Origin of the sequence: Phenylobacterium sp. (assembly GCF_035539035.1) — a bacterium.
Classification (GTDB): Bacteria; Pseudomonadota; Alphaproteobacteria; order Caulobacterales; family Caulobacteraceae; genus Phenylobacterium.
This window is the reverse complement of sequence record NZ_DATLJI010000002.1, coordinates 38,527-57,372: the sequence shown is the minus strand read 5'-3', so window position 1 is coordinate 57,372 and position 18,846 is coordinate 38,527. Positions and strand designations below refer to the sequence as shown.

The window sequence follows — 18,846 nt, the reverse complement described above, 5'->3', positions numbered from 1 at the left end:
CGGCTTTCGCGGTCGCCGGCGCTTCCGCCCTAGCCTTTCCCAACGACCCGCAGGACGGCCTCCGCAGCCGCCTCGTCCGGATCCGGCCCGCCGCGGCCCATCCGGTCCAGCGCCGCATACTGCCGCTCCACCTGCGCACGGCGCAGCCCCGCATCGTCAAGGCGACGCCCGACCTCCGCCGCAAGCCTGGGACCCGTGCACTCGTCCTGGATCAACTCCGGGGCCACGAAGTCCTGGGCGGCGATGTTGAACAGCGTCACCCATTTCGTCTTGATCAGCCGCTTCAGGATGGCGTGGGTCATCGGCCCCAGCCGGTAGCCCACGACCATCGGGACGCCCGCCAGAGCCAGCTCCGTTGTCACGGTGCCGGAGCAGGCCAGCGCCACGGTGGCGGCCTTCATGGCGTCGTGCTTGGCCGCCTCCCCCTCCAGCACGTGCGCCCGGTGCGGCCAGCCGGCCACCCGGCCCTTCACCGTCGCCGCCACCGTCGGCGCCGCAGGCACGACGACATGCAGCTCCGGCCGGGCGTCCTTCAGGATGTGCACGGCCTGTTCGAAGGCCGGCAGCACGCGCTCGATCTCGCTCGGGCGACTGCCCGGCAGCACCAGCAGGATCGGATCGTCCGGCCCGGCCCCGATCTGGCGCCGCAGCCGCGCCGGGTCCGCGCCCGAGAAGTCGACGTTCAGGGCCGAGTTGCCGACAAAGGTCACCGGCAGGCCGTGGGCCTCGAACCAGGGCGCGTCGAAGGCGTGGATCGACAGCAGGTGGTCGAAGGTCCCGGCGAGCGTCTTCGCCCGCCCCGGCCGCGTCGCCCAGACCTGGGGCGCCACGTACTTCACCAGCGGCAGCTTCGGGTCGAGCTTCCGCAGCCGCTGCGCCACCCGCAGCGTGAAGCCCCAGGAATCGATCAGGACCGCGACGTCCGGCTTCTCCCGCGCGGCGATCGCGGCGGTCTCGTCCGCACGCCGCACGACCTTGCGCCAGGCCAGCAGGCCCTCGACCAGGCCGAAGATCGAGAGTTCGGAGATGTCGAAGGGGCTCTGCACGCCCTCCTCCGCCATCCGGGCGCCGCCGACGCCCACGAACCGCACCCGGTCGCCCAGCCTGCGTCTCAGCGCCCTGGCGAGCCCCGCCCCGCGATCGTCGCCCGAGGCCTCCGCCGCGACCAGCATGACGGTCAGCGGACGCGCGCTCACGGCTGCCCGGGCTCCACGCCCAGGATGAAGACGCCGAGCTCGTCGGCCAGCGCCGTCACGGCCTCGCGGTCCAGCACCAGGAGCCCGCCTGCCTCGCCCACGATTCCCGCCAGGCCGGCGCGCGCCACCGCCTGGACCGTCGCCAGGCCGATGGTCGGCATGTCCACCCGCGTTTCCTGGATCGGCTTGGGCGCCTTGGCGAGCACGCCACGGGCGGCGCCCGGCCGGCCGCGGATGGCTTCGGGCAGCTCGGCCACCCGGGCCAGCATGGCGTCGGTGCCCTCCTGGGCCTCCACCGCCAGCACGAGGCCGTCGCAGACCACGGCCCCCTGGCCGATGTCTAGCCGGCCGATGGCGCGGGCCACCTCGAGGGCGCGGTGCACGTCGCCGCCGGCCGCGTCAGGCGGCGAGCATCGGCCCAATGGCCCGGCCGGCAGGCTCAGGTCGTCCATGACCTCATGCGCGCCCTCGACGGCGAAGCCCTCCTTCTCGAACTCGCCCACCAGGAACCGCAGGAGGGCGTCATCGCCCTTTCGCGCCGCGGCGATCGCCGCCGGCAGGGCGGCCAGGCCGCGCATGTCCGGGATCAGGGTGGAGAAGTCCGGGCGGGTGACGTTGCCCGCCAGGCAGACGGCCTCGCAGCCCGCCCGCTTCAGGGCCTTGAAGCATTTGCCGAGCTCGGCGACGCCCACTTCCGCGCCGGCGTAAGGCGAAAGCTCGGTCCCCGCGAAGCCCTTCAGCCGCACCACGAAGAGGGGGCGGCCGGAACGTTCGCAGTGCTCGGCGATCTCGACGGGCAGGCTCCCGCCGCCGGCGATCAGGCCGAGCTTCCTCATCAGACCTCGCGTTCGGGCAGGCAGAGCGGCCGGGTGGCGTCGGCGCGGATGAAGTCGATGATCTCCATCACCTCGGGCGAGGACGAATAGGTCTCGATGGTGTCGTCCAGGCGCTCCTGGAAGGTGCCCTCGTCGGCGAACAGCAGGCGGTAGGCGGCCCGCAGCGTGTTGATGCTCTCGCGGCTGAAACCCCGGCGCTTCAGGCCCACGAGGTTGAGCCCCTCGAGGTGGGCGTGGTTGCCCCACACCGAGCCGTAGGGGATCACGTCCTTCACGACGGCCGCGAGGCCGCCGATCATGGCGTGGCGGCCCACCCGGGTGAACTGGTGAACCGCCGCCAGCCCGCCGACGATCACGAAGTCGCCGATCTGGCAGTGGCCGCCGAGCGTCGCCTGTTTGGTGAGGATCACGTGGTCGCCCACCACGCAGTCGTGTCCGACGTGGCTCTCGATCATGTAGAGGCCGTCCGACCCCACCCGGGTGACCCCGCCGCCGTTGACGGTGCCGAGGTTCATGGTGGCGTGTTCGCGGATCAGGTTGTTGTCCCCGATCACCAGGCGGGTGTCCTCGCCCTTGTAAGCCGTGTGTTGCGGCGGCCCGCCGAGCACGGCGAAGGGATAGACCTGGTTGTTCTCGCCGAGCTCCGTGGAGCCCTCGACGACGACGTGGCTGTGCAGCTTCGTGCCGCGGCCGAGCCGCACCTTCTCGCCGATGACGCAGAACGGGCCCACGGACACGCCATCGGCCAGCTCGGCGCCCTTGGCGACCAGGGCGGTGGGATGGATCTGGACGCTCACTGGGTGTTGACCACCATGGCGGCGAACTCGCACTCGGCGGCGACCTTGTCGCCCACCAGCGCCTGGCCGGCGAACTTGAACACGTCGCCGCGGTGGCGGACCACCCGAACCGGCATCCGGACCACGTCGCCCGGACGGACCGGCGAGCGGAAGCGGCAGTTGTCGGCCGACATGAAGAAGATCGCCTTGCCGGTGGTGTCCACCTCCAGCGACTTCGACATCAGCACCGCGCCGGTCTGGGCCATGGCCTCGATCAGCAGGACGCCGGGCATGACCGGATAGCCCGGGAAGTGGCCCTGGAAGAAGGGCTCGTTCACGGTCACGCACTTGATCCCGACGATCGACTCGTTCGCCCGGTACTCCTCGGCCCTGTCGATGAGCAGGAAGGGGTAGCGGTGGGGGATGCGGGACAGGATCTCGGTGATGTCGATCTCGCCGGTTCCGTCGTTGACCGGGGCCTTACGGCTCATTCTCGGGTCCTTCCTTGCGGGCCGCCATCTTGGCGAGCCAGGCAGTCTCACGCATCCACTTGCGGATCGGCCGGGCCGGCATGCCGCCCCAGGTCTCACCCGCGGGAATGTCCTTCATGACGCCGGCCGCCGCGCCCACGCGCGCGCCGTCGCCGATGCTCACATGGTCGGCCACACCGGCGCGGCCGCCGAACTGGGCGCCGTCGCCGATGATGACGCTGCCGGAGATGCCGGTGTGCGCCGCCATCACACAGTTGCGCCCGACGCGGACGTTGTGGGCGATCTGCACCAGATTGTCGATCTTGGTGTTCTCGCCGATCACGGTGTCGTCGAAGGCGCCGCGGTCGACGCAGGTGTTGGCGCCGATCGTCACCCCGTCCTGCAGGATCACCCGGCCCAGCTGCGGGATGTCCATCAGCCCCCTGGGGCCTACCGTCGCGCCGAATCCCGGCTCGCCGATCACCGCGCCGGCCAGGATGCGCACCCGGTCGCCGATGAGGGCAAAGCCGATCGTGACGTTGGCGGCGATCTCGCAGTCGCGGCCGATGGCGACGCCCGGACCGATGACGGTGTTGGGCCCGATCACCGTGCCGCGACCGATCTGCGCGCCGGGCCCGACCACCACGCCGGGGCCGAGCACGACGCCCTCCTCCAGGCGGGCGTCGGCGGAGACGGCCTCGTGGCCGGGATTGCGGCGCGGGCGGTGGAGCCGCTGTGCCGCGAGCGCATAGGCCGACTGCGGCGACGGCGTCAGCAGGCCCACGCAGCCCTTCGGGACGGCCTCGGCCTGCTTCGGCGGTATGAAGCAGGCGCCCGGCCGGGCCTCGGCCAGGGCCGCCACGTGGCGCCGGTCGGAGAGGAAGGTGATGGTGTCGGCGCGGGCCTGGCTCAGGATCGCCACGCCCCGGATGGAACGATCGGCCGCGCCCGGGTCGGAGAGCTCCGCGCCCGTCAGGGCGGCGAGCTCTCCCAGAGCCACTGGGCCAAGGTCCTCGAAGAAGCGCGGGTCGGGCATGACGTCCTGGGAACGGGCGCGACCCGCGCCTTCTCGGCCGGTCGGCTTAGCGACGGGTGGCGGGCGCCGGCGTGGCGGCCGGAGCGCGAGTCGCGCCAGTCTGCGCAGCCGCGGGTTGTTGGTCCAGACGTTCGCGGTCGAAGGCGAACTGGGTGATCTTGGCGTTCAGCGCCGTGATCACGCCGGGCGTGATGTCCATGGCCGGGTTGGCGATGACCACGGCGTCGCGGTTCAGCAGCACCGAGCACTGGCGCTGCTGGTAGACCTGACGGATCAGCGGCTCCATCTCTTGGCCCACGCGGCCGACGGCCTTCTGCTCGGTCGCGGCGACTTCGCGCTCGCGCTGCTGGGCCTTGCGCTGCAGGGCGTTGGCGCGGACCTGCAGGGCCGAGGCGCGCTGCTCCAGGGTCGTGCGATCGAGGGTGGCGCGCTGGCCCTCGAGGGTCTTGCCCTCGTTCTCGATGGTCGTGCGCTCGCCGTTCAGCTCGGCGTTCACCTGCTGGACGATCTGCTGCATGCGCGTGTCGACGTACTTGCCCACCGTGGAGCCGGCGATGGCGCCCTGCACCGACAGGATGCAGACGCCGGGCGCGGCCGGGCCGTGCGTCACCGCCGGGGCGGCCGGGGCCGCGGCCTGCTGGGCGAACGCGGAGCCCGCGCTCAGGGCCACGGCGGCGCAGGCGGTCGCGGCGAGAATCTTGGAAGTCATGATGTTCTTAGAACCTGGTTGAGGTGGAGAACCGGAAGGTTTCGGTCTTGTCGTAGTCTTCTTTGGCCAAAATCTGGCTGAAGTCGAAGCGGATCGGCCCCATGGGCGAGCGCCAGAAGATGCTGAGACCGGCGGAGGCCCGCAGCGACAGATCGTCCCGCACGAACGGATTCTCGGTTCCGGCCGGGCACGCCGTGCCGCCGTCGCGGGGGCAGAGCTTGTCCTCGGCGTCCAGCAGGCCGACCGTGCCGAACTCCGTGAACACCGCGGCCTTGATGCCGTACTGCTCCGGCAGGAAGGTCGGAACGGTCAGCTCCACGGCGCCGATGGCGTAGGCCTTGCCGCCCAGCGCGTCCTGCCGGCCGATCGAGGTGTCGCGCGGACCGACGCCAGCGGTCTCGAAGCCGCGGAAGTTGGTGCCGCCCTTGAAGAACCGGTCGTTGATCCGCACCACGTCGCCGTTCCAGCCGTCGACGTAGCCGGCCGATCCGGTGACGCTGAGGATGAAGTCGCGGGTGAAGCCGTAGTACCAGCCGCCGTCCACCTCGGTGCGCAGGTAGTTCACGTCGCCGCCGACGCCCGCGAGGTCCTGGTTCGCCGCCACGTAGAAGCCGCGGGTCGGGTTCAGGTAGTCGTTCCGGCGGTCGAGACGGTAGCCGTAGCTGACCAGGGAGGTCAGGAACGAGCCGCGCTGGTCGCAGATCACCGACGAGATGAAGCCCTGCAGGCAGAGATCATCGTCGATCGACACGTCGTCCTGACGGACCGTGTAGCCCAGCGAACCGCGCGAATTGATGCTGAGCGGGAAGTTCAGGCGCACGCCCGAGCCGAGGCTCTCGGTCTTGTAGGCCGAGTACTCGGTGAGGTCGTACTTGTAGTAGTAGACGTCCAGGCCGGCGGCGAGGTCGCGGCCGAGGAAGCGCGGCTCGGTGAACGAGAAGTCCGCCTGCTGGCGCAGGGAACCCAGGGACACCCGCGCCCGCACGTTCTGGCCCCGGCCGCGGAAGTTGCGCTGGGTGACGCCCAGGTCGATGACCAGCTGGTCCACCGAGGAGTAGCCGGCGCTGAACGACAGCTCGCCGGTGGGCTGCTCTTCCACCTGCACGCGCAGGCCGGTGCGGTCGGGCGCGGAGCCCGGCACTTCGGTGATCTCGACTTCCTTGAAGAAGCCGAGCGCCCGGATCTGGTTGCGCGACCGGTCCACCAGGGCGCGGTTGTAGGCGTCGCCCTCGGAGACGTTCATCTCGCGCCGGATGACGTAGTCGAGCGTCGCGGTGTTGCCGACGATGTCGATGCGGTCGACGTAGACGCGCGGGCCCTCGTTGACCTGGAAGATCACGTCCACCACGCCGGTCTCGCGGTTGGGCGTGTAGCGCGGGCGGACGTCCACGAAGGCGAAGCCCGCCGCGCCGGCCGCGAACGTCAGCGCATCGGTGGCCTGCTCGATGGCCTCGTCCTCGTAGAGCTGGCCGGTGCGCAGCGGGACGAGCGCGGTCAGGACGTCCTTGTCGAGCTTCTGCAGCTCGGTCTCGACGCTGATCTTGCCGAACTTGTACTCGCGGCCCTCCTCGAGGGTGTAGGTGACGGCAAAGCCGTTCTTGTCGGGCGCCAGTTCGGCCACGGCCGAGGCGACCCGGAAATCGTAGAAGCCGCGGTTGCGGTAGTGCTTGCGCAGCTGCTCCTTGTCGTACTCGAGCCGATCGGGGTCGTAGTTGGCGTTGTTCGAGAAGAACTTGTACCAGCGGGACTGCTCGGTCACGACGACGTCGCGCAGGTCGTTGTCCGAGAACTCCCGGTTGCCCAGGAAGTTGACCCGCAGGACGCCGCTCTTGGGGCCCTCGTCGATCTTGAAGATCAGGTCGACGCGCTTCTGCGGAAGCTCGACGATCTGGGGCGTGACGTTGGCCGAGATCCGGCCCGAGCGCCGGTAGAGCTCGACGATCCGCTGGACGTCGGCCTGGACCTTGGCGCGGGTGAAGATGCCGCGCGGCCGCACGCTCACCTCGTCGCGCAGCTTGTCTTCCTTGAGGCCCGAATTCCCCTCGAAGATCACCCGGTTGATGATCGGGTTCTCGACGACGGTGATGATCAGGTCGCCGGCCTGGAAGTCGATCTTCACGTCCGAGAACAGGTCGGTCTGGAAGAGCGCCTTCAGCGCCAGGTCGAGGCGCTCGGGGTTCACCGGCTCGCCGGGCTGGATCGGCAGGTAGGAGACGACGGTCGACTGCTCGATCCGCTCGTTCCCGCGGACGATGATCCGCTGGACGACTCCGGAGGCTTCCGCCGGTGCGGCCGCTGGCGCGGGCCCGGGGGCCGGCGGCGGCGGATCCTGTGCGAGCGCCAGACCCGGAGCGACCAGGGCGGTCGAGCCCAGCAACAGGGCAAGGCCGGAGGCTAGCGCAGCGCCACGGGCGCGGTGTTTGTGCATCGAATCAGCCGTCTGGGAAAAATCGGGAGGCTAGGAGAATAGCCCGCCGAAGAGATTGAACACACGCAGGCGCTGCAGATCGTTCCAAGTCGCGAACAACATCAATCCTAGCACCAGTGCAAGGCCCACCCTGTACCCTGCCGCCTGAACCTTGGCAGCAAGTGGGCGCCGGGCGATCGCCTCGTAGCCATAGAAGAGCAGGTGTCCCCCGTCGAGCACAGGGATCGGCAGGAGGTTCAGGAAGCCGATGCCGACCGAGATGTTCGCCACCAGCACGAGCAGGGTCAGGAGAGCGTTGCGGACCAGCGCCGAGGCGTCGGGCGAGAACTTCACGTTCTGCTTGGTGAGATCGCCCGAGATCTGCGCCATGCCGAGCGGACCGGAGAGCTGGTCGGCGGTTTCGCGGCCGCTGATCATCCGGCCGATGTAGAAGACGGTGGTGACCACCACGTCCCTGGTGCGCTCCACGCCCCCGGCGACGGCCTCCAGGGGGCCGTAGCGCTCGAAGGTGACGGCGGAATTGTCGAACGCCACCCCGATGCGGCCCAGCTTCTGGGTGCGGCCCAGGCCGTCGGCGACGTCGCCCCGCTCCGGCGTGACCTGCAGGTGGATCACCCGGCCGCCGCGGTCGACGGTGAAGTCGGTGGCCAGGCCGCTCCTGAGGATGATGAGCTGCTTGACGTCGGCGGGGGTGCGGATCGTCTTGCCTTCGCCGGCGAGCAGCACGTCTCCGGGACGCAGGCCCGCGCGCTCGGCCGGCGCGCCGGGCTCCACCCTGGCGACGCGCGCCGACTGGATCGGCTCGCCCAACGCCATGAGCAGCCCGGCGAAGATCGCGATGGCCAGCAGGAAGTTGGCGATCGGGCCCGCGGCGGTGATCACCGCGCGCTGCCACAGCGGCTTGAAGTGGAAGTAGCGGTTGAGCGCCGCCTCCCCTTCCCGCGCCACCAGGTCCCGCCGCATGGCGTCCAGGTCGTCGGTGTCCGGCACGCTCGCGGCGTTGTCATCGCCGGCGAAGCGGACGTAGCCGCCCAGCGGCAGCCAGCCGATCCGCCACTGCACGCCCGATTTGTCGCGCCAGGAGGCGAGCGGCCGGCCGAAGCCGATGGCGAACTGGTCGATCTTGGTGCCGAGCCACTTGGCGGCCAGGAAGTGGCCGAGCTCGTGGACCGTGACGACGACGCCCAGCACGATCAGGAACGGGACGACGTACATCAGGGCGGTTTGCAGGAAGCCGATCATCGGGACTCCATCAGGCCTGGGCCATAAGACCGCTCACCACGTCGCCGGCAACGCGGCGCGCCGCCGCGTCGGTGGCGCGGGCGTCTTCCAGCGCATCGCCCGAGCGCGATCCGAGATCCGTTCGCGCCATGCGCTCAAGGGTCTCCGAGACGACGCCGGCAATATCGAGAAAGCCGATTTTTCGGTCAAGGAAGGCGGCCACGGCCACCTCGTCGGCGGCGTTCATCACGGCCGGCGCGCGGCCGCCTGCGGCCAGCGCCTCCTTGGCGATCCGAAGCGCCGGGAAGCGCTCCAGGTCCGGCTCCTCGAAGGTGAGCTGGCCGGCCTTGGCCAGGTCGAGCCGCTCGGCGGGCCACGGCAGGCGGTCGGGCCAGGCGTAGGCGCAGGCGATCGGCGCGCGCATGTCGGGTGGTCCAAGCTGGGCCAGCGTGGAGCCGTCGGCGTACTCCACCAGGCTGTGGACGATCGACTGCGGGTGGATCAAGACCTCGACGCGCTCCGCGGGCATGGAGAACAGGTAGGCGGCCTCGATCACCTCGAGGCCCTTGTTCATCATGGTCGCTGAATCGACCGAAATCTTGGCGCCCATGTTCCAGTTCGGGTGGGCGAGCGCCTGTTCCGGCGTGGCGTGGGCCATCTGCTCCCGCGACCAGCCGCGGAACGGGCCGCCGGACGCGGTGAGGATCAGGCGTGCGACGTGCTGGGCGTTCTCCGGGTCGAGAACCTGGAAGATGGCGGAGTGCTCGGAATCGACGGGGATGATCACCCCGCCGGCCAGCCGCGCCGTCCGCAGCAGGGCCGGCCCCGCGCAGATCAGGCTCTCCTTGTTGGCGAGCGCCACGACCGCGCCGGCCCGCGCGGCGGCCAGCGTCGGCTCGAGGCCCGCGAAGCCCACGATGGCCGACATCACCCACTGGGCGTCCGCGGCGGCGGCGTCGGCCACGGCGGCAGAGCCCGCGGCGGTCTCGATCCCGCTCCCGGCCAGCCGCTCGCGCAGCTCCGGGAGCTTGCTCTCGTCCTCGATCACCGCCAGCTTCGGGCGCCAGCGCCGCGCCTGTTCGGCCAGACGCTCGGCGTTCCGGCCGGCCGCGAGGGCGGTGATCTCCACCTCCACCTTGGCCTTGTCGAAGAGGTCGAGGGTCGAGACCCCGATCGAGCCGGTCGAGCCCAGGACGCTGACCTTACGCGGCAGGCTCAATGTCCCCACCCCCAGTGGTTCACGAGACGCGCGGCCGACATCACGACCACGGCGAACATCAGCCCGTCGACCCGATCCAGCAGCCCGCCGTGGCCCGGGATCAGGTCGCCGGAATCCTTCACCCCGAACCGGCGCTTGATGGCCGACTCCCAGAGATCGCCGGCCATGGTGGCGAAGCCCACCAGCACGCCGATGAGCGCGGCCGCGGCGAGGTTGAGCTGGAAGACCGACAGCGCCGACATCAGGGTGCCCGTGGCCATGGCCGCGCCGAGGCCGCCCACAAAGCCGGACCAGGTCTTGTTGGGCGAGAACCTGGGCCAGAGCTTCGGGCCCTTGAGCGTGCTGCCGACGGCGAAGGCGCCGATGTCGGCCGCCCAGGTGACCGCGAACAGCATCAGGGTCCACCAATGGCCCTGCACCGACATGGTGTGGTCGGCGTCGCGCAGCCAGACGAGGCAGATGCAGGCCGGCGCGATGTAGAAGACGCCGAAGGCGGCGTCGGCCGGGCGCTCGGCCACGCCGCGGGCGACGAGCGCCGCGGCGGCCGCGCCCACCAGCACCGCGCCCCAGGCCAGGACGTAGTTCCCCTGGTGGCCCAGGAACACCGCCGACAGAACCGCGACGGTCACGGCGAGCGAGACGCGCACCGGCGCGTAGGGCGCGCTCATCCCGCCCCACTCGATGGAGAGCAGGGCGACCGCCACGGCGATCAGGACGAGGAAGATCCACCCCCCCATCCAGGTGGCGAACAGCGCGCCGGGCACCAGGACCACGGCCGAGGCGACCCGCAGGCCCAGGTTCGACCAGTCGAAGCGTCTAGCCGGCGGCAAGGACGTCATCGGCCACCACGGCCCCATAGCGCCGGTCACGGGCGGCGAACGTCTGCAGGGCGGCCTTCAGGTGCTCGGCGCCATAGTCCGGCCAGAGCACGTCCTGGAAGACCAGCTCCGCATAGGCCGCCTCCCAGAGCAGGAAATTGGAGAGGCGCTGCTCTCCGGAGGGCCGGATGATCACGTCGGGCGGCGGCGAATCCGCCGTGGCGAGCTGGCGGGCGAACAGCTGCTCGTTGAGGTCCGAAGGCTTGGCCCGGCCGGCGGCGACCTCCTCGGCGAAGCGGCGCGCCGCGTCGGCGATGTCGGCCTGGCCGCCGTAGTTGAAGGCGATGTTGAGGAAGAAGCGGTCGTTGTGGGCGGTGCGCGCCTGGGCGCCCTCGATGATCTTCACCAGTTCGTCCGACAGGCCCTCGCGCCGGCCGATCACGCGGACCCGCACGCCCTCCCGCTCGAGCCTGGCGATGTCGCTCTCGAAATATCGCTTCGGCAGGGCCATCAGCTCGGCCACCTCGGCGGCCGGCCGGCTCCAGTTCTCCGTGGAGAAGCCGAAGACGGTGAGCCAGCGGACGTTGAGCTCGGCGGCCGCGGAGACCGTGCGCTTCAGCGCGTCCACCCCCGCCCGGTGCCCGAGCGATCGGGGCAGGCCCCGCTGCTTGGCCCAGCGGCCGTTGCCGTCCATGACCACGGCCACATGCAGGGGCGTGGCCGTCCCCTCGCCTTCTCCAGGCGCGCCCGTCGACGGGGTCTTCTTCTGGGCGGCCATACGGTTGATCCTGGGCGCGGGGCGGGCTCGCACGTGTCTCAGACGTGCATGATCTCTTGTTCTTTGGTCTTCAAGGCCTCGTCGATGCGCTTGATGGCCTCGTCGGTGAGCTTCTGGACCTCGCCCTCCATACGCTTGTGCTCGTCCTGGTTGATGGCCCCGTCCTTCTCGGCCTTCTTCAGGTCGTCGTTGGCGTCCCGGCGGATGTTGCGCACGGCGATGCGCTGCTGCTCGGCGTACTTGCCGGCCACCTTGGCGAGCTCCTTGCGGCGCTCCTCGGTGAGCGGCGGGATGGGAATGCGCAGGTTCTGGCCGTCGACGACCGGGTTGAGGCCGAGCCCCGCCGAGCGGATCGCCTTCTCCACCGAGACCACCATCGCGCGGTCCCAGACGTTCACGGAGATCATCCGCGCCTCGGGCACGCTCACGGCGGCCACCTGGTTCAGCGGCATGGACGAGCCGTAGGCGTCCACATGCACCTGGTCGAGCAGGCTCGCCGACGCCCGGCCGGTCCGCAGCGAGGCGAACTCCTCCTTCAGGGCGGCGACCGCCTTGTCCATGCGATCCCTGTACTTCGACAGCACCGGCTTTTCCGTAGTGGCCATGGACGTGTCTCCCGTCTCTCGAACGCTCTTCAGATCAAAGGGCTCAGGCGATGGTCGTATAGACTCCCTCGCCCTTCAGCACCTTCAGGAAATTGCCACGTTCCCGGATCGAGAAGACCACGATCGGGATCTGGTTGTCGCGCATCATGCTGGTCGCCGAGGCGTCCATGACGCGCAGGTCCTTGGCCAGGACCTCCTGGTAGCTCAGCGTCTCGTAGCGCTCGGCCTTGGGGTCCTTCTTGGGGTCGGCGGTGTAGACGCCGTCCACGCTGGTGCCCTTGAAGAGGGCGTCGCAGCCCATCTCCGCCGAGCGCAGGGCCGCGCCCGTGTCGGTGGTGAAGAACGGCGCCCCGACGCCGGCGGCGAAGATCACCACACGGCCCTTCTCCAGGTGGCGCAGCGCGCGCCGGCGGATGTAGGGCTCGCAGACCGCCTCCATGGGGATGGCGGACTGCACGCGGGTGTAGACGCCGATCTTCTCGAGCGCCCCCTGCATGGCCAGCGCGTTCATCACCGTGGCCAGCATGCCCATGTAGTCGGCCTGGGCCCGTTCCATGCCACGGCCGGCCAGGGAGACGCCGCGGAAGATGTTGCCGCCGCCGATCACCAGGCACAGCTCGACCCCCGACTTCACCACCTCGGCGATGTCTTCCGCGGTACGGTCCAGGACGCCGGTGTCGATGCCGAACGACTGGTCGCCCATCAGGGCCTCGCCGGACACCTTGAGCAGGACACGTTTGTAGCGCGGCGGGGCGTCGGGCATGGGCGATCCAGAACTGTGGCGGGGAGTAGATATACCAAGGGCGCGAACCGCGTCGACGCGGCCGCGCCCTTGTTTTCGTCAGACGGCTGTTAGGCCTGGCCGGTCATCGACGCCACTTCGGCGGCGAAGTCCGGGCCTTGCGTCTTCTCCACGCCCTCGCCGAGCGCGAAGCGGACGAAGGCCTTCACGGCCACCGGCGAGCCGAGCTCCTTGGCGGTCTCGGCCACCAGCTGCTCGATCGTCTGGTCCGGGTTCATCACGAAGGGTTGCTTCAGGAGGACGACTTCCTCCTGCCACTTGCGGATGCGGCCCTCGACCATCTTCTCGGCGATCTCGCGGGGCTTGCCCGATTCCATCGCCGTCTGGGTCTGGATCTCGCGCTCCTTCTCGACGACCGCGGGATCGAGGTCGGCGGGCGAGAGCGACAGCGGAGCCGTGGCCGCCACGTGCATGGCGATCTTGCGGCCCACGTCCTGCAGCTTGGCGGCGTCGCCGGCGCCTTCCATGGCCACCAGCACACCCATGCGGCCGACGCCTTCGCCCTGCACGTTGTGCAGGTAGAGGGCCACGGCGCCCTGGTCGACGCTCAGGCGGGCCGAGCGGCGCAGGCGCATGTTCTCGCCGATGGTCGCGATCAGGTTGGTCACCATGTCGCTGACCGTCTCGCCGGACGACGTCTTGGCCGCGGAGATGGCGTCGACGCCTTCCTCGGACAGGGCGACGTTGGCGATCTCGCGGGCCGCCGTCTGGAACTTGTCGTTCTTCGAGACGAAGTCGGTCTCGGCGTTCAGCTCGATGAGCACGCCCGTCTTGCCGTCGGCCGCCAGCTTACCGGCCACCAGGCCTTCGGCCGCGGCGCGGTCCGACTTCTTGGCGGCCTTGGAGAGGCCCTTGGTGCGCAGCCAGTCGGCCGCGGCTTCCATGTCGCCGTTGTTCTCCTGCAGGGCCTTCTTGCAGTCCATCATGCCCGCGCCGGACTTCTCGCGCAGGTCCTTGACCAGCGCAGCGGTGATTTCCGCCATGGTCAGCTCCTTCAAAGCTCTGGGTGTCGACGGACCCCTGTTAGGGGCCCGCCATCAAGGTCTTGTGTCGGTCGGGCGCAGAAAGCGCGCCCAGCCGGTCTCTATTGGTTCGGCTGCTCGGAGGCGGCTTCCGGCGAGGCCTCGGCTTCCGCCGGGGCTTCCGCGCCGGTCATCTCCGCTTCCAGGGCCGCCGCTTCCGGAGCGCTCACCTCGGGCTCGGCCGGGGCTTCCGGCGTCAGGCTGCGGGCCAGCGCCGGCTCCATCGGAGCCTCCGAGGCGCCCAGGTCGACGCCCGAGGCCGCCTGGCCGGCGGCCAGGCCGTCGAGGATCGCGTCGGCCATCAGGTCGCAGTAGAGCTGAATGGCGCGGGCCGCGTCGTCGTTGCCCGGGATCGGATAGGTGATGCCATCCGGATTGCAGTTGGTGTCGAGGATGGCGATCACCGGGATGTTCAGCTTGCGGGCTTCCTGGATCGCGATCGCTTCCTTGTTGGTGTCGATCACGAACATCAGGTCCGGGATGCCGCCCATGTCCTTGATGCCGCCGAGGCTCAGCTCGAGCTTGTCGCGCTCACGGGTGAGCTGCAGCAGCTCCTTCTTGGTGCGGCCGCTCTCGCCTTCCAGGACGCTTTCCAGCTCGCGCAGGCGGGCGATGGAGCCGGACACGGTGCGCCAGTTGGTGAGCGTGCCGCCCAGCCAGCGGTGGTTCACGTAGTACTGGGCGCAGCGGCGGGCGGCCGTGGCGATCGGCTCGGAGGCCTGGCGCTTGGTGCCGACGAACAGGATCCGGCCGCCGGACGCGGCGACTTCGCGCACCTTCACCAGAGCCTGGTGGAGCAGCGGGATCGACTGCGAGAGGTCGATGATGTGGATGTTGGACCGGCTGCCGAAGATGTAGCGCTCCATCTTCGGGTTCCAGCGGTGCGTCTGGTGACCGAAGTGGGCGCCCGCTTCGAGCAGCTGGCGCATAGAGAATTCAGGCAGAGCCATAGTCTGTGTCTCGTCTTTCTTCCGGTTGAACCGCCGCAGGCAAACCCTCCGAAGAGGACCGGAACGGACGTGGTCGGGATGTCTCCCCGGCCAGGCCGAACGCCTGCGTGTGGATTGGAGCGGCGCATGTAGGGGGAAAGCGCCGGAAAATCAAGTGGCCGGTCGGGCCGGCGGGGCTGCGCCCTACTTCCGCTTCGGCCTGCCGTCCGGCCCGAACAGGCCGGGCGGCTTGTAGGGCTCGTACGGCCTGAACGTCGGCGGCTTGGGCGGGTCGGGATCGAAGGGCTTGGGCTTCGTCGACGGCGCGGCGGTGGCGGGCGGCGGTACGCCGTACGAGGGCGGCTTGGTGAGCGACGGCGGCTTGTAGGCGGGGTAGCCGGGGCTCGACAGCGGGGGCTTCGCGCCCTTGGGGGCGAAGGTCCCGTAGTCCTGGGCCGCGACGGGTCCGGCGACCATGGCCAGGGCGGCGGCGAGCGCGAGCTTCATGGCTCCCGCCTCAGAGATCCTCGACGAAGACCACGCCGGGCGCGGTCTTCAGGGCGCCGCGGACGGCGCCGTTCAGGGTGAAGCGGCCGGGCAGCTTCATCTCCACCTCGCGACCCGCGCCGAGGCCCGCCACGAGCAGGATCTCGCCGCCGCGGGGGTCGGTGACGCCCTCCAGGCGCTTCTTGAGCGCCTCGATCTCGGCGCTGCGGGGCGCCACGTGGACGCGCAGGCCCGCCACGGCGTTCTCGATCGCCTTCTCCACCGGCATGGCGTCGTCGCCGAAGAAGCGCACCTCCCCCTCGCTGGCCTTGGCGCGGACCCGGATCGACACCGCCTTGCCCGGCTCCAGGAAGTCGCGGCAGCGGCGCAGGGTCTCGGGCGGGAACAGCACCTCGTACTCGCCGGTGGGGTCGGAGAGGGTCACGAAGGCGAACTTCTCTCCCGTGCGACCGGGCTTCTCCAGCTTGCGCCGGACGATGCCGGCCATGCGCAGCGCCTCGGCGCCGGCCAGCGCCTTGGCGATGGCGTCGGTGTAGAGGTCGGTGCGCTTGCGGCGCAGGGCCTCGACCATGTCCTCCAGGGGGTGGCCGGAGAGGTAGAAGCCGATCGCCGCCAGCTCCTCGTCCAGCCGCTCGGTCGGCGTCCAGGGCTCGCGCCTCGGCATCTTGCGCTTCTGGGCCTCGGCCAGCTGGTCGTTGCTGTCGCCGAACAGGGCGGCCTGCTCCGAGGCGCGCTGGGCCGCGACGCTCTGGGCGAAGCCGAGCAGCAGATCGGCCGCCTCGACGAGCTGGGCCCGGTTTGGGTGGATGGCGTCGAAGGCGCCGGCACGGGCCAGGGTCTCGAACGTGCGCTTGTTGACCTGCTTGGGATCGACCCGCTCCACGAAATCGAAGATGTCGCGGAACGGCCCGCCCTCGCGGCGGACCTCCACCACATGCTCCATGGCCTGCAGGCCGACGTTGCGGATGGCGCCCAGGGCGTAGAGCACCTCGCCGTCCTCCACCTCGAAGTCGGCGGCCGAGCGGTTGATGTCCGGCGGCCGGATCTTCACCCCGAACCGCTTGGCGTCCTGGTAGAAGACGCTGAGCTTGTCGGTGTTGGCGATGTCGAGGCTCATGGACGCGGCGAAGAACTCGACCGGTGCGTTCGCCTTGAGCCAGGCGGTCTGGTAGCTGATGAAGGCGTAGGCCGCCGCGTGGGACTTGTTGAAGCCGTAGCCGGCGAACTTGTCCACGAGGTCGAAGATGGCGCCGGACTGGGCCGGCGGGATGCCGTTCTTCTCCGCGCCGGAGACGAACCTGGCCCGCTGGGCGTCCATCTCCTCCTTCTTCTTCTTGCCCATGGCGCGGCGCAGAAGGTCGGCTTCGCCCAGGCTGTAGCCCGCCAGGATCTGGGCGATCTGCATCACCTGTTCCTGGTAGACGATGATCCCGTAGGTCTCGTTCAGCACCGGCGCGAGCGTCGGGTGCAGGGTGTCGATCGGCTTGCGGCCGAACTTGCAGTCCACGAAGGCCGGGATGTTGTCCATCGGGCCCGGGCGGTAGAGGGCGCCGATAGCGGTGACGTCCTCGATCGAGTTGGGGCGCAGCTGGCGCAGCGTGTCGCGCATCCCCTGCCCTTCGAGCTGGAAGACCCCCACCGTCTGGGCGTTGCTCATCAGCTCGTAGGTCTTGGGGTCATCCAGCGGCAGGGCGGCCATGTCGACCGAGGCCCCGCGCTTCTCCAGGTACTTCAGCGCCCGGTCGATGACGGTGAGGGTCTTCAGGCCGAGGAAGTCGAACTTCACCAGGCCGGCGCTCTCCACCCACTTCATGTTGAACTGGGTGGCCGGCAGCTCGGAGCGCGGATCGCGGTAGAGCGGGGTGAGCTCGGTGAGCGGCCGGTCGCCGATCACCACGCCGGCGGCGTGGGTCGAGGCGTTGCGGTAGAGGCCTTCCAGCTGCAGGGCGGTGTCCAGCAGGCGGGCCACGCCCTCGTCCTCGTCGCGCGCCTGGCGTAGGCGCGGCTCGATGTCGATGGCCTGGGCGAGCGTCACCGGGTTGGCGGGGTTGGCCGGCACCATCTTGGCCAGCCGGTCCACCTGGCCAAGCGGCAGCTGCAGCACCCGGCCCACGTCGCGCAGCACGGCGCGCGCCTGCAGGGTGCCGAAGGTGATGATCTGGGCCACCCGGTCGCGGCCGTAGCGCTGCTGGACGTAGCTGATCACCTCCTCCCGCCGCTCCTGGCAGAAGTCGATGTCGAAGTCGGGCATGGACACCCGCTCCGGATTGAGGAAGCGCTCGAACAGCAGGCCGTACTGCAGCGGGTCGAGGTTGGTGATGGTCAGCGCATAGGCGACCAGGGAGCCGGCCCCGGAGCCCCGTCCCGGCCCCACCGGGATTTCGTGCGCCTTCGCCCACTTGATGAAGTCCGACACGATCAGGAAGTAACCGGGGAAACCCATCTGGGTGATGACCCCGATCTCCCGCTCGAGCCTCGCCTCGTACTCCTCCGCCGGCGCGGAATTGGCCTGACCGCGGGCCATCCGCAGCTTCAGCCCCTCGCGCGCCTGGTGGGCCAGCTCGTCGGCCTCCGAACGGCCGCCTTCCGTCGGGAAGCGCGGCAGCAGCGGGTCGCGCTTGTGCACCATGAAGGCGCAGCGACGGGCGATGTCGAGAGTGTTGTCGCAGGCCTCCGGCAGGTCCGCGAACAGGGCCCGCATGTCGGCCGCCGGTTTGAACCAGTGCTCGGCGGTGACCCGCCGGCGCTCGTCCTGCCCGATGAAGCTGCCGTCGGCGATGCACAGCAGGGCGTCGTGCGCCTGGTACATGGCCTGCTTGGCGAAGTAGCAGTCGTTGGTGGCGACGAGCGGCACGTCCTCGTCATAGGCGAAGGCGACCAGCTCCCCCTCGGCCGCCGCCTCGGACGCCAGGCCGTGGCGCTGCAGCTCCACATAGAAGCGGTGGCCGAACACCCGGTGCATCTCGGAGAGCGCCGCGCGCCCCTCCTTCACCTTGCCGGCCGCGAACAGGTGGTCCACCGGCCCGTCCGGACCGCCGGAGAGTAGGATCAGCCCCTCGGCGTGCTCGACCACCCGGCTCCAGGGCACGTGCGGGTCCTCGGTCCCGTCGCTCTCCAGGAAGGCGATGGACGAGAGCTCGCAGAGGTTGAGATAGCCCCGCTCGCTCTGGGCCAGCAGGACGATGGTGGGTGTCTTGGCCCAGCGCTCAGGCGGCTTCTCGCCGATCCCCGAAACCGGCAGGGCGCAGCCGACGATCGGCTGCACGCCCGCGCCCTTGGTGGCGACGGAGAACTCCAGCGCCCCGAACAGGTTGGCCCGATCGGTGAGCGCCACGGCCGGCATGTGCTGGCCCTGGGCCAGGGCGCCGATCTTGTCGGCCTTGATGGCGCCTTCGAGCAGGGAGTAGGCGGACCGGACCCGCAGGTGGACGAAGCCGTCCGCGCCAGAAGCCCCCTCGCCGCTCAACCCCGCCGCCTCCGCCATCCGGCTCATG

At 70.1% G+C, this 18,846-nt stretch carries 17 protein-coding genes; all 17 read right to left on the bottom strand.

Features of this window, described 5'->3' with window-relative positions:
- Positions 1-29: 29 nt before the first annotated feature.
- Positions 30-1,196, bottom strand: a complete 1,167-nt coding sequence (gene lpxB, locus VM685_RS00435; RefSeq protein ID WP_325458129.1) for a lipid-A-disaccharide synthase — start codon at positions 1,194-1,196, stop codon at positions 30-32.
- Positions 1,193-2,032 (bottom strand): UDP-2,3-diacylglucosamine diphosphatase, encoded by an 840-nt coding sequence (gene lpxI / locus VM685_RS00430; protein ID WP_325458128.1) that lies wholly within the window; start codon positions 2,030-2,032, stop codon positions 1,193-1,195. The genes lpxB and lpxI overlap by 4 nt, the downstream gene beginning before the upstream one ends.
- Positions 2,032-2,829 (bottom strand): acyl-ACP--UDP-N-acetylglucosamine O-acyltransferase, encoded by a 798-nt coding sequence (gene lpxA, locus VM685_RS00425; RefSeq protein WP_325458127.1) that lies wholly within the window; start codon positions 2,827-2,829, stop codon positions 2,032-2,034. Before lpxA ends, lpxI begins: the two co-directional genes overlap by 1 nt.
- Positions 2,826-3,299 (bottom strand): 3-hydroxyacyl-ACP dehydratase FabZ, encoded by a 474-nt coding sequence (fabZ, locus tag VM685_RS00420; RefSeq protein WP_325458126.1) that lies wholly within the window; start codon positions 3,297-3,299, stop codon positions 2,826-2,828. Before fabZ ends, lpxA begins: the two co-directional genes overlap by 4 nt.
- Positions 3,289-4,314 carry a UDP-3-O-(3-hydroxymyristoyl)glucosamine N-acyltransferase gene (gene lpxD / locus VM685_RS00415; RefSeq protein ID WP_325458125.1) on the bottom strand — a complete coding sequence of 342 codons (1,026 nt, stop codon included), beginning with the start codon at positions 4,312-4,314 and terminating at the stop codon, positions 3,289-3,291. The genes fabZ and lpxD overlap by 11 nt, the downstream gene beginning before the upstream one ends.
- A gap of 46 nt (positions 4,315-4,360) precedes the next feature.
- On the bottom strand, positions 4,361-5,023 hold the full coding sequence (locus tag VM685_RS00410; protein ID WP_325458124.1) for an OmpH family outer membrane protein: 663 nt from the start codon (positions 5,021-5,023) through the stop codon (positions 4,361-4,363).
- A 7-nt stretch (positions 5,024-5,030) separates the two neighbouring features.
- Positions 5,031-7,451, bottom strand: a complete 2,421-nt coding sequence (gene bamA, locus VM685_RS00405) for an outer membrane protein assembly factor BamA (RefSeq protein ID WP_325458123.1) — start codon at positions 7,449-7,451, stop codon at positions 5,031-5,033.
- Between the two features lie 30 nt (positions 7,452-7,481).
- Complete coding sequence (locus VM685_RS00400) at positions 7,482-8,693, bottom strand: RIP metalloprotease (protein WP_325458122.1); 1,212 nt, start codon at positions 8,691-8,693, stop codon at positions 7,482-7,484.
- 10 nt (positions 8,694-8,703) lie between these two features.
- The gene (locus tag VM685_RS00395) at positions 8,704-9,900 is read right to left on the bottom strand and encodes a 1-deoxy-D-xylulose-5-phosphate reductoisomerase (protein ID WP_325458121.1); all 1,197 of its coding nucleotides are present in this window, start codon (positions 9,898-9,900) and stop codon (positions 8,704-8,706) included.
- Positions 9,888-10,730 carry a phosphatidate cytidylyltransferase gene (locus VM685_RS00390; protein ID WP_325458120.1) on the bottom strand — a complete coding sequence of 281 codons (843 nt, stop codon included), beginning with the start codon at positions 10,728-10,730 and terminating at the stop codon, positions 9,888-9,890. Before VM685_RS00390 ends, VM685_RS00395 begins: the two co-directional genes overlap by 13 nt.
- A complete protein-coding gene (gene uppS / locus VM685_RS00385; protein ID WP_325458119.1) occupies positions 10,708-11,487 on the bottom strand; it encodes a polyprenyl diphosphate synthase in 780 nt (259 codons plus the stop codon). Before uppS ends, VM685_RS00390 begins: the two co-directional genes overlap by 23 nt.
- Positions 11,488-11,525: 38 nt before the next feature.
- Positions 11,526-12,092 (bottom strand): ribosome recycling factor, encoded by a 567-nt coding sequence (gene frr / locus VM685_RS00380; protein ID WP_325458118.1) that lies wholly within the window; start codon positions 12,090-12,092, stop codon positions 11,526-11,528.
- 43 nt (positions 12,093-12,135) lie between these two features.
- On the bottom strand, positions 12,136-12,855 hold the full coding sequence (pyrH, locus tag VM685_RS00375; RefSeq protein WP_325458117.1) for a UMP kinase: 720 nt from the start codon (positions 12,853-12,855) through the stop codon (positions 12,136-12,138).
- 89 nt (positions 12,856-12,944) lie between these two features.
- Positions 12,945-13,877: a translation elongation factor Ts gene (gene tsf / locus VM685_RS00370; RefSeq protein WP_325458116.1), complete on the bottom strand. Its 933-nt coding sequence runs from the start codon at positions 13,875-13,877 to the stop codon at positions 12,945-12,947.
- A 101-nt stretch (positions 13,878-13,978) separates the two neighbouring features.
- On the bottom strand, positions 13,979-14,866 hold the full coding sequence (gene rpsB / locus VM685_RS00365) for a 30S ribosomal protein S2 (protein ID WP_325458115.1): 888 nt from the start codon (positions 14,864-14,866) through the stop codon (positions 13,979-13,981).
- A 183-nt stretch (positions 14,867-15,049) separates the two neighbouring features.
- Positions 15,050-15,352 carry a hypothetical protein gene (locus tag VM685_RS00360; protein WP_325458114.1) on the bottom strand — a complete coding sequence of 101 codons (303 nt, stop codon included), beginning with the start codon at positions 15,350-15,352 and terminating at the stop codon, positions 15,050-15,052.
- Positions 15,353-15,362: 10 nt separating this feature from the next.
- Positions 15,363-18,836 (bottom strand): DNA polymerase III subunit alpha, encoded by a 3,474-nt coding sequence (gene dnaE / locus VM685_RS00355; RefSeq protein WP_325458139.1) that lies wholly within the window; start codon positions 18,834-18,836, stop codon positions 15,363-15,365.
- Positions 18,837-18,846: the final 10 nt, after the last annotated feature.

Excerpts from the sequence above, each read along its gene's own strand:
- lpxI (WP_325458128.1), bottom strand. The coding sequence starts at position 2,032 with ATGAGGAAGCTCGGCCTGATCGCCGGCGGCGGGAGCCTGCCCGTCGAG.
- fabZ (WP_325458126.1), bottom strand. The coding sequence starts at position 3,299 with ATGAGCCGTAAGGCCCCGGTCAACGACGGAACCGGCGAGATCGACATC.
- lpxD (WP_325458125.1), bottom strand. The coding sequence starts at position 4,314 with ATGCCCGACCCGCGCTTCTTCGAGGACCTTGGCCCAGTGGCTCTGGGA.
- VM685_RS00410 (WP_325458124.1), bottom strand. The coding sequence starts at position 5,023 with ATGACTTCCAAGATTCTCGCCGCGACCGCCTGCGCCGCCGTGGCCCTG.
- bamA (WP_325458123.1), bottom strand. The coding sequence starts at position 7,451 with ATGCACAAACACCGCGCCCGTGGCGCTGCGCTAGCCTCCGGCCTTGCC.
- VM685_RS00400 (WP_325458122.1), bottom strand. The coding sequence starts at position 8,693 with ATGATCGGCTTCCTGCAAACCGCCCTGATGTACGTCGTCCCGTTCCTG.
- VM685_RS00390 (WP_325458120.1), bottom strand. The coding sequence starts at position 10,730 with ATGACGTCCTTGCCGCCGGCTAGACGCTTCGACTGGTCGAACCTGGGC.
- uppS (WP_325458119.1), bottom strand. The coding sequence starts at position 11,487 with ATGGCCGCCCAGAAGAAGACCCCGTCGACGGGCGCGCCTGGAGAAGGC.
- frr (WP_325458118.1), bottom strand. The coding sequence starts at position 12,092 with ATGGCCACTACGGAAAAGCCGGTGCTGTCGAAGTACAGGGATCGCATG.
- pyrH (WP_325458117.1), bottom strand. The coding sequence starts at position 12,855 with ATGCCCGACGCCCCGCCGCGCTACAAACGTGTCCTGCTCAAGGTGTCC.
- tsf (WP_325458116.1), bottom strand. The coding sequence starts at position 13,877 with ATGGCGGAAATCACCGCTGCGCTGGTCAAGGACCTGCGCGAGAAGTCC.
- rpsB (WP_325458115.1), bottom strand. The coding sequence starts at position 14,866 with ATGGCTCTGCCTGAATTCTCTATGCGCCAGCTGCTCGAAGCGGGCGCC.
- VM685_RS00360 (WP_325458114.1), bottom strand. The coding sequence starts at position 15,352 with ATGAAGCTCGCGCTCGCCGCCGCCCTGGCCATGGTCGCCGGACCCGTC.
- dnaE (WP_325458139.1), bottom strand. The coding sequence starts at position 18,836 with ATGGCGGAGGCGGCGGGGTTGAGCGGCGAGGGGGCTTCTGGCGCGGAC.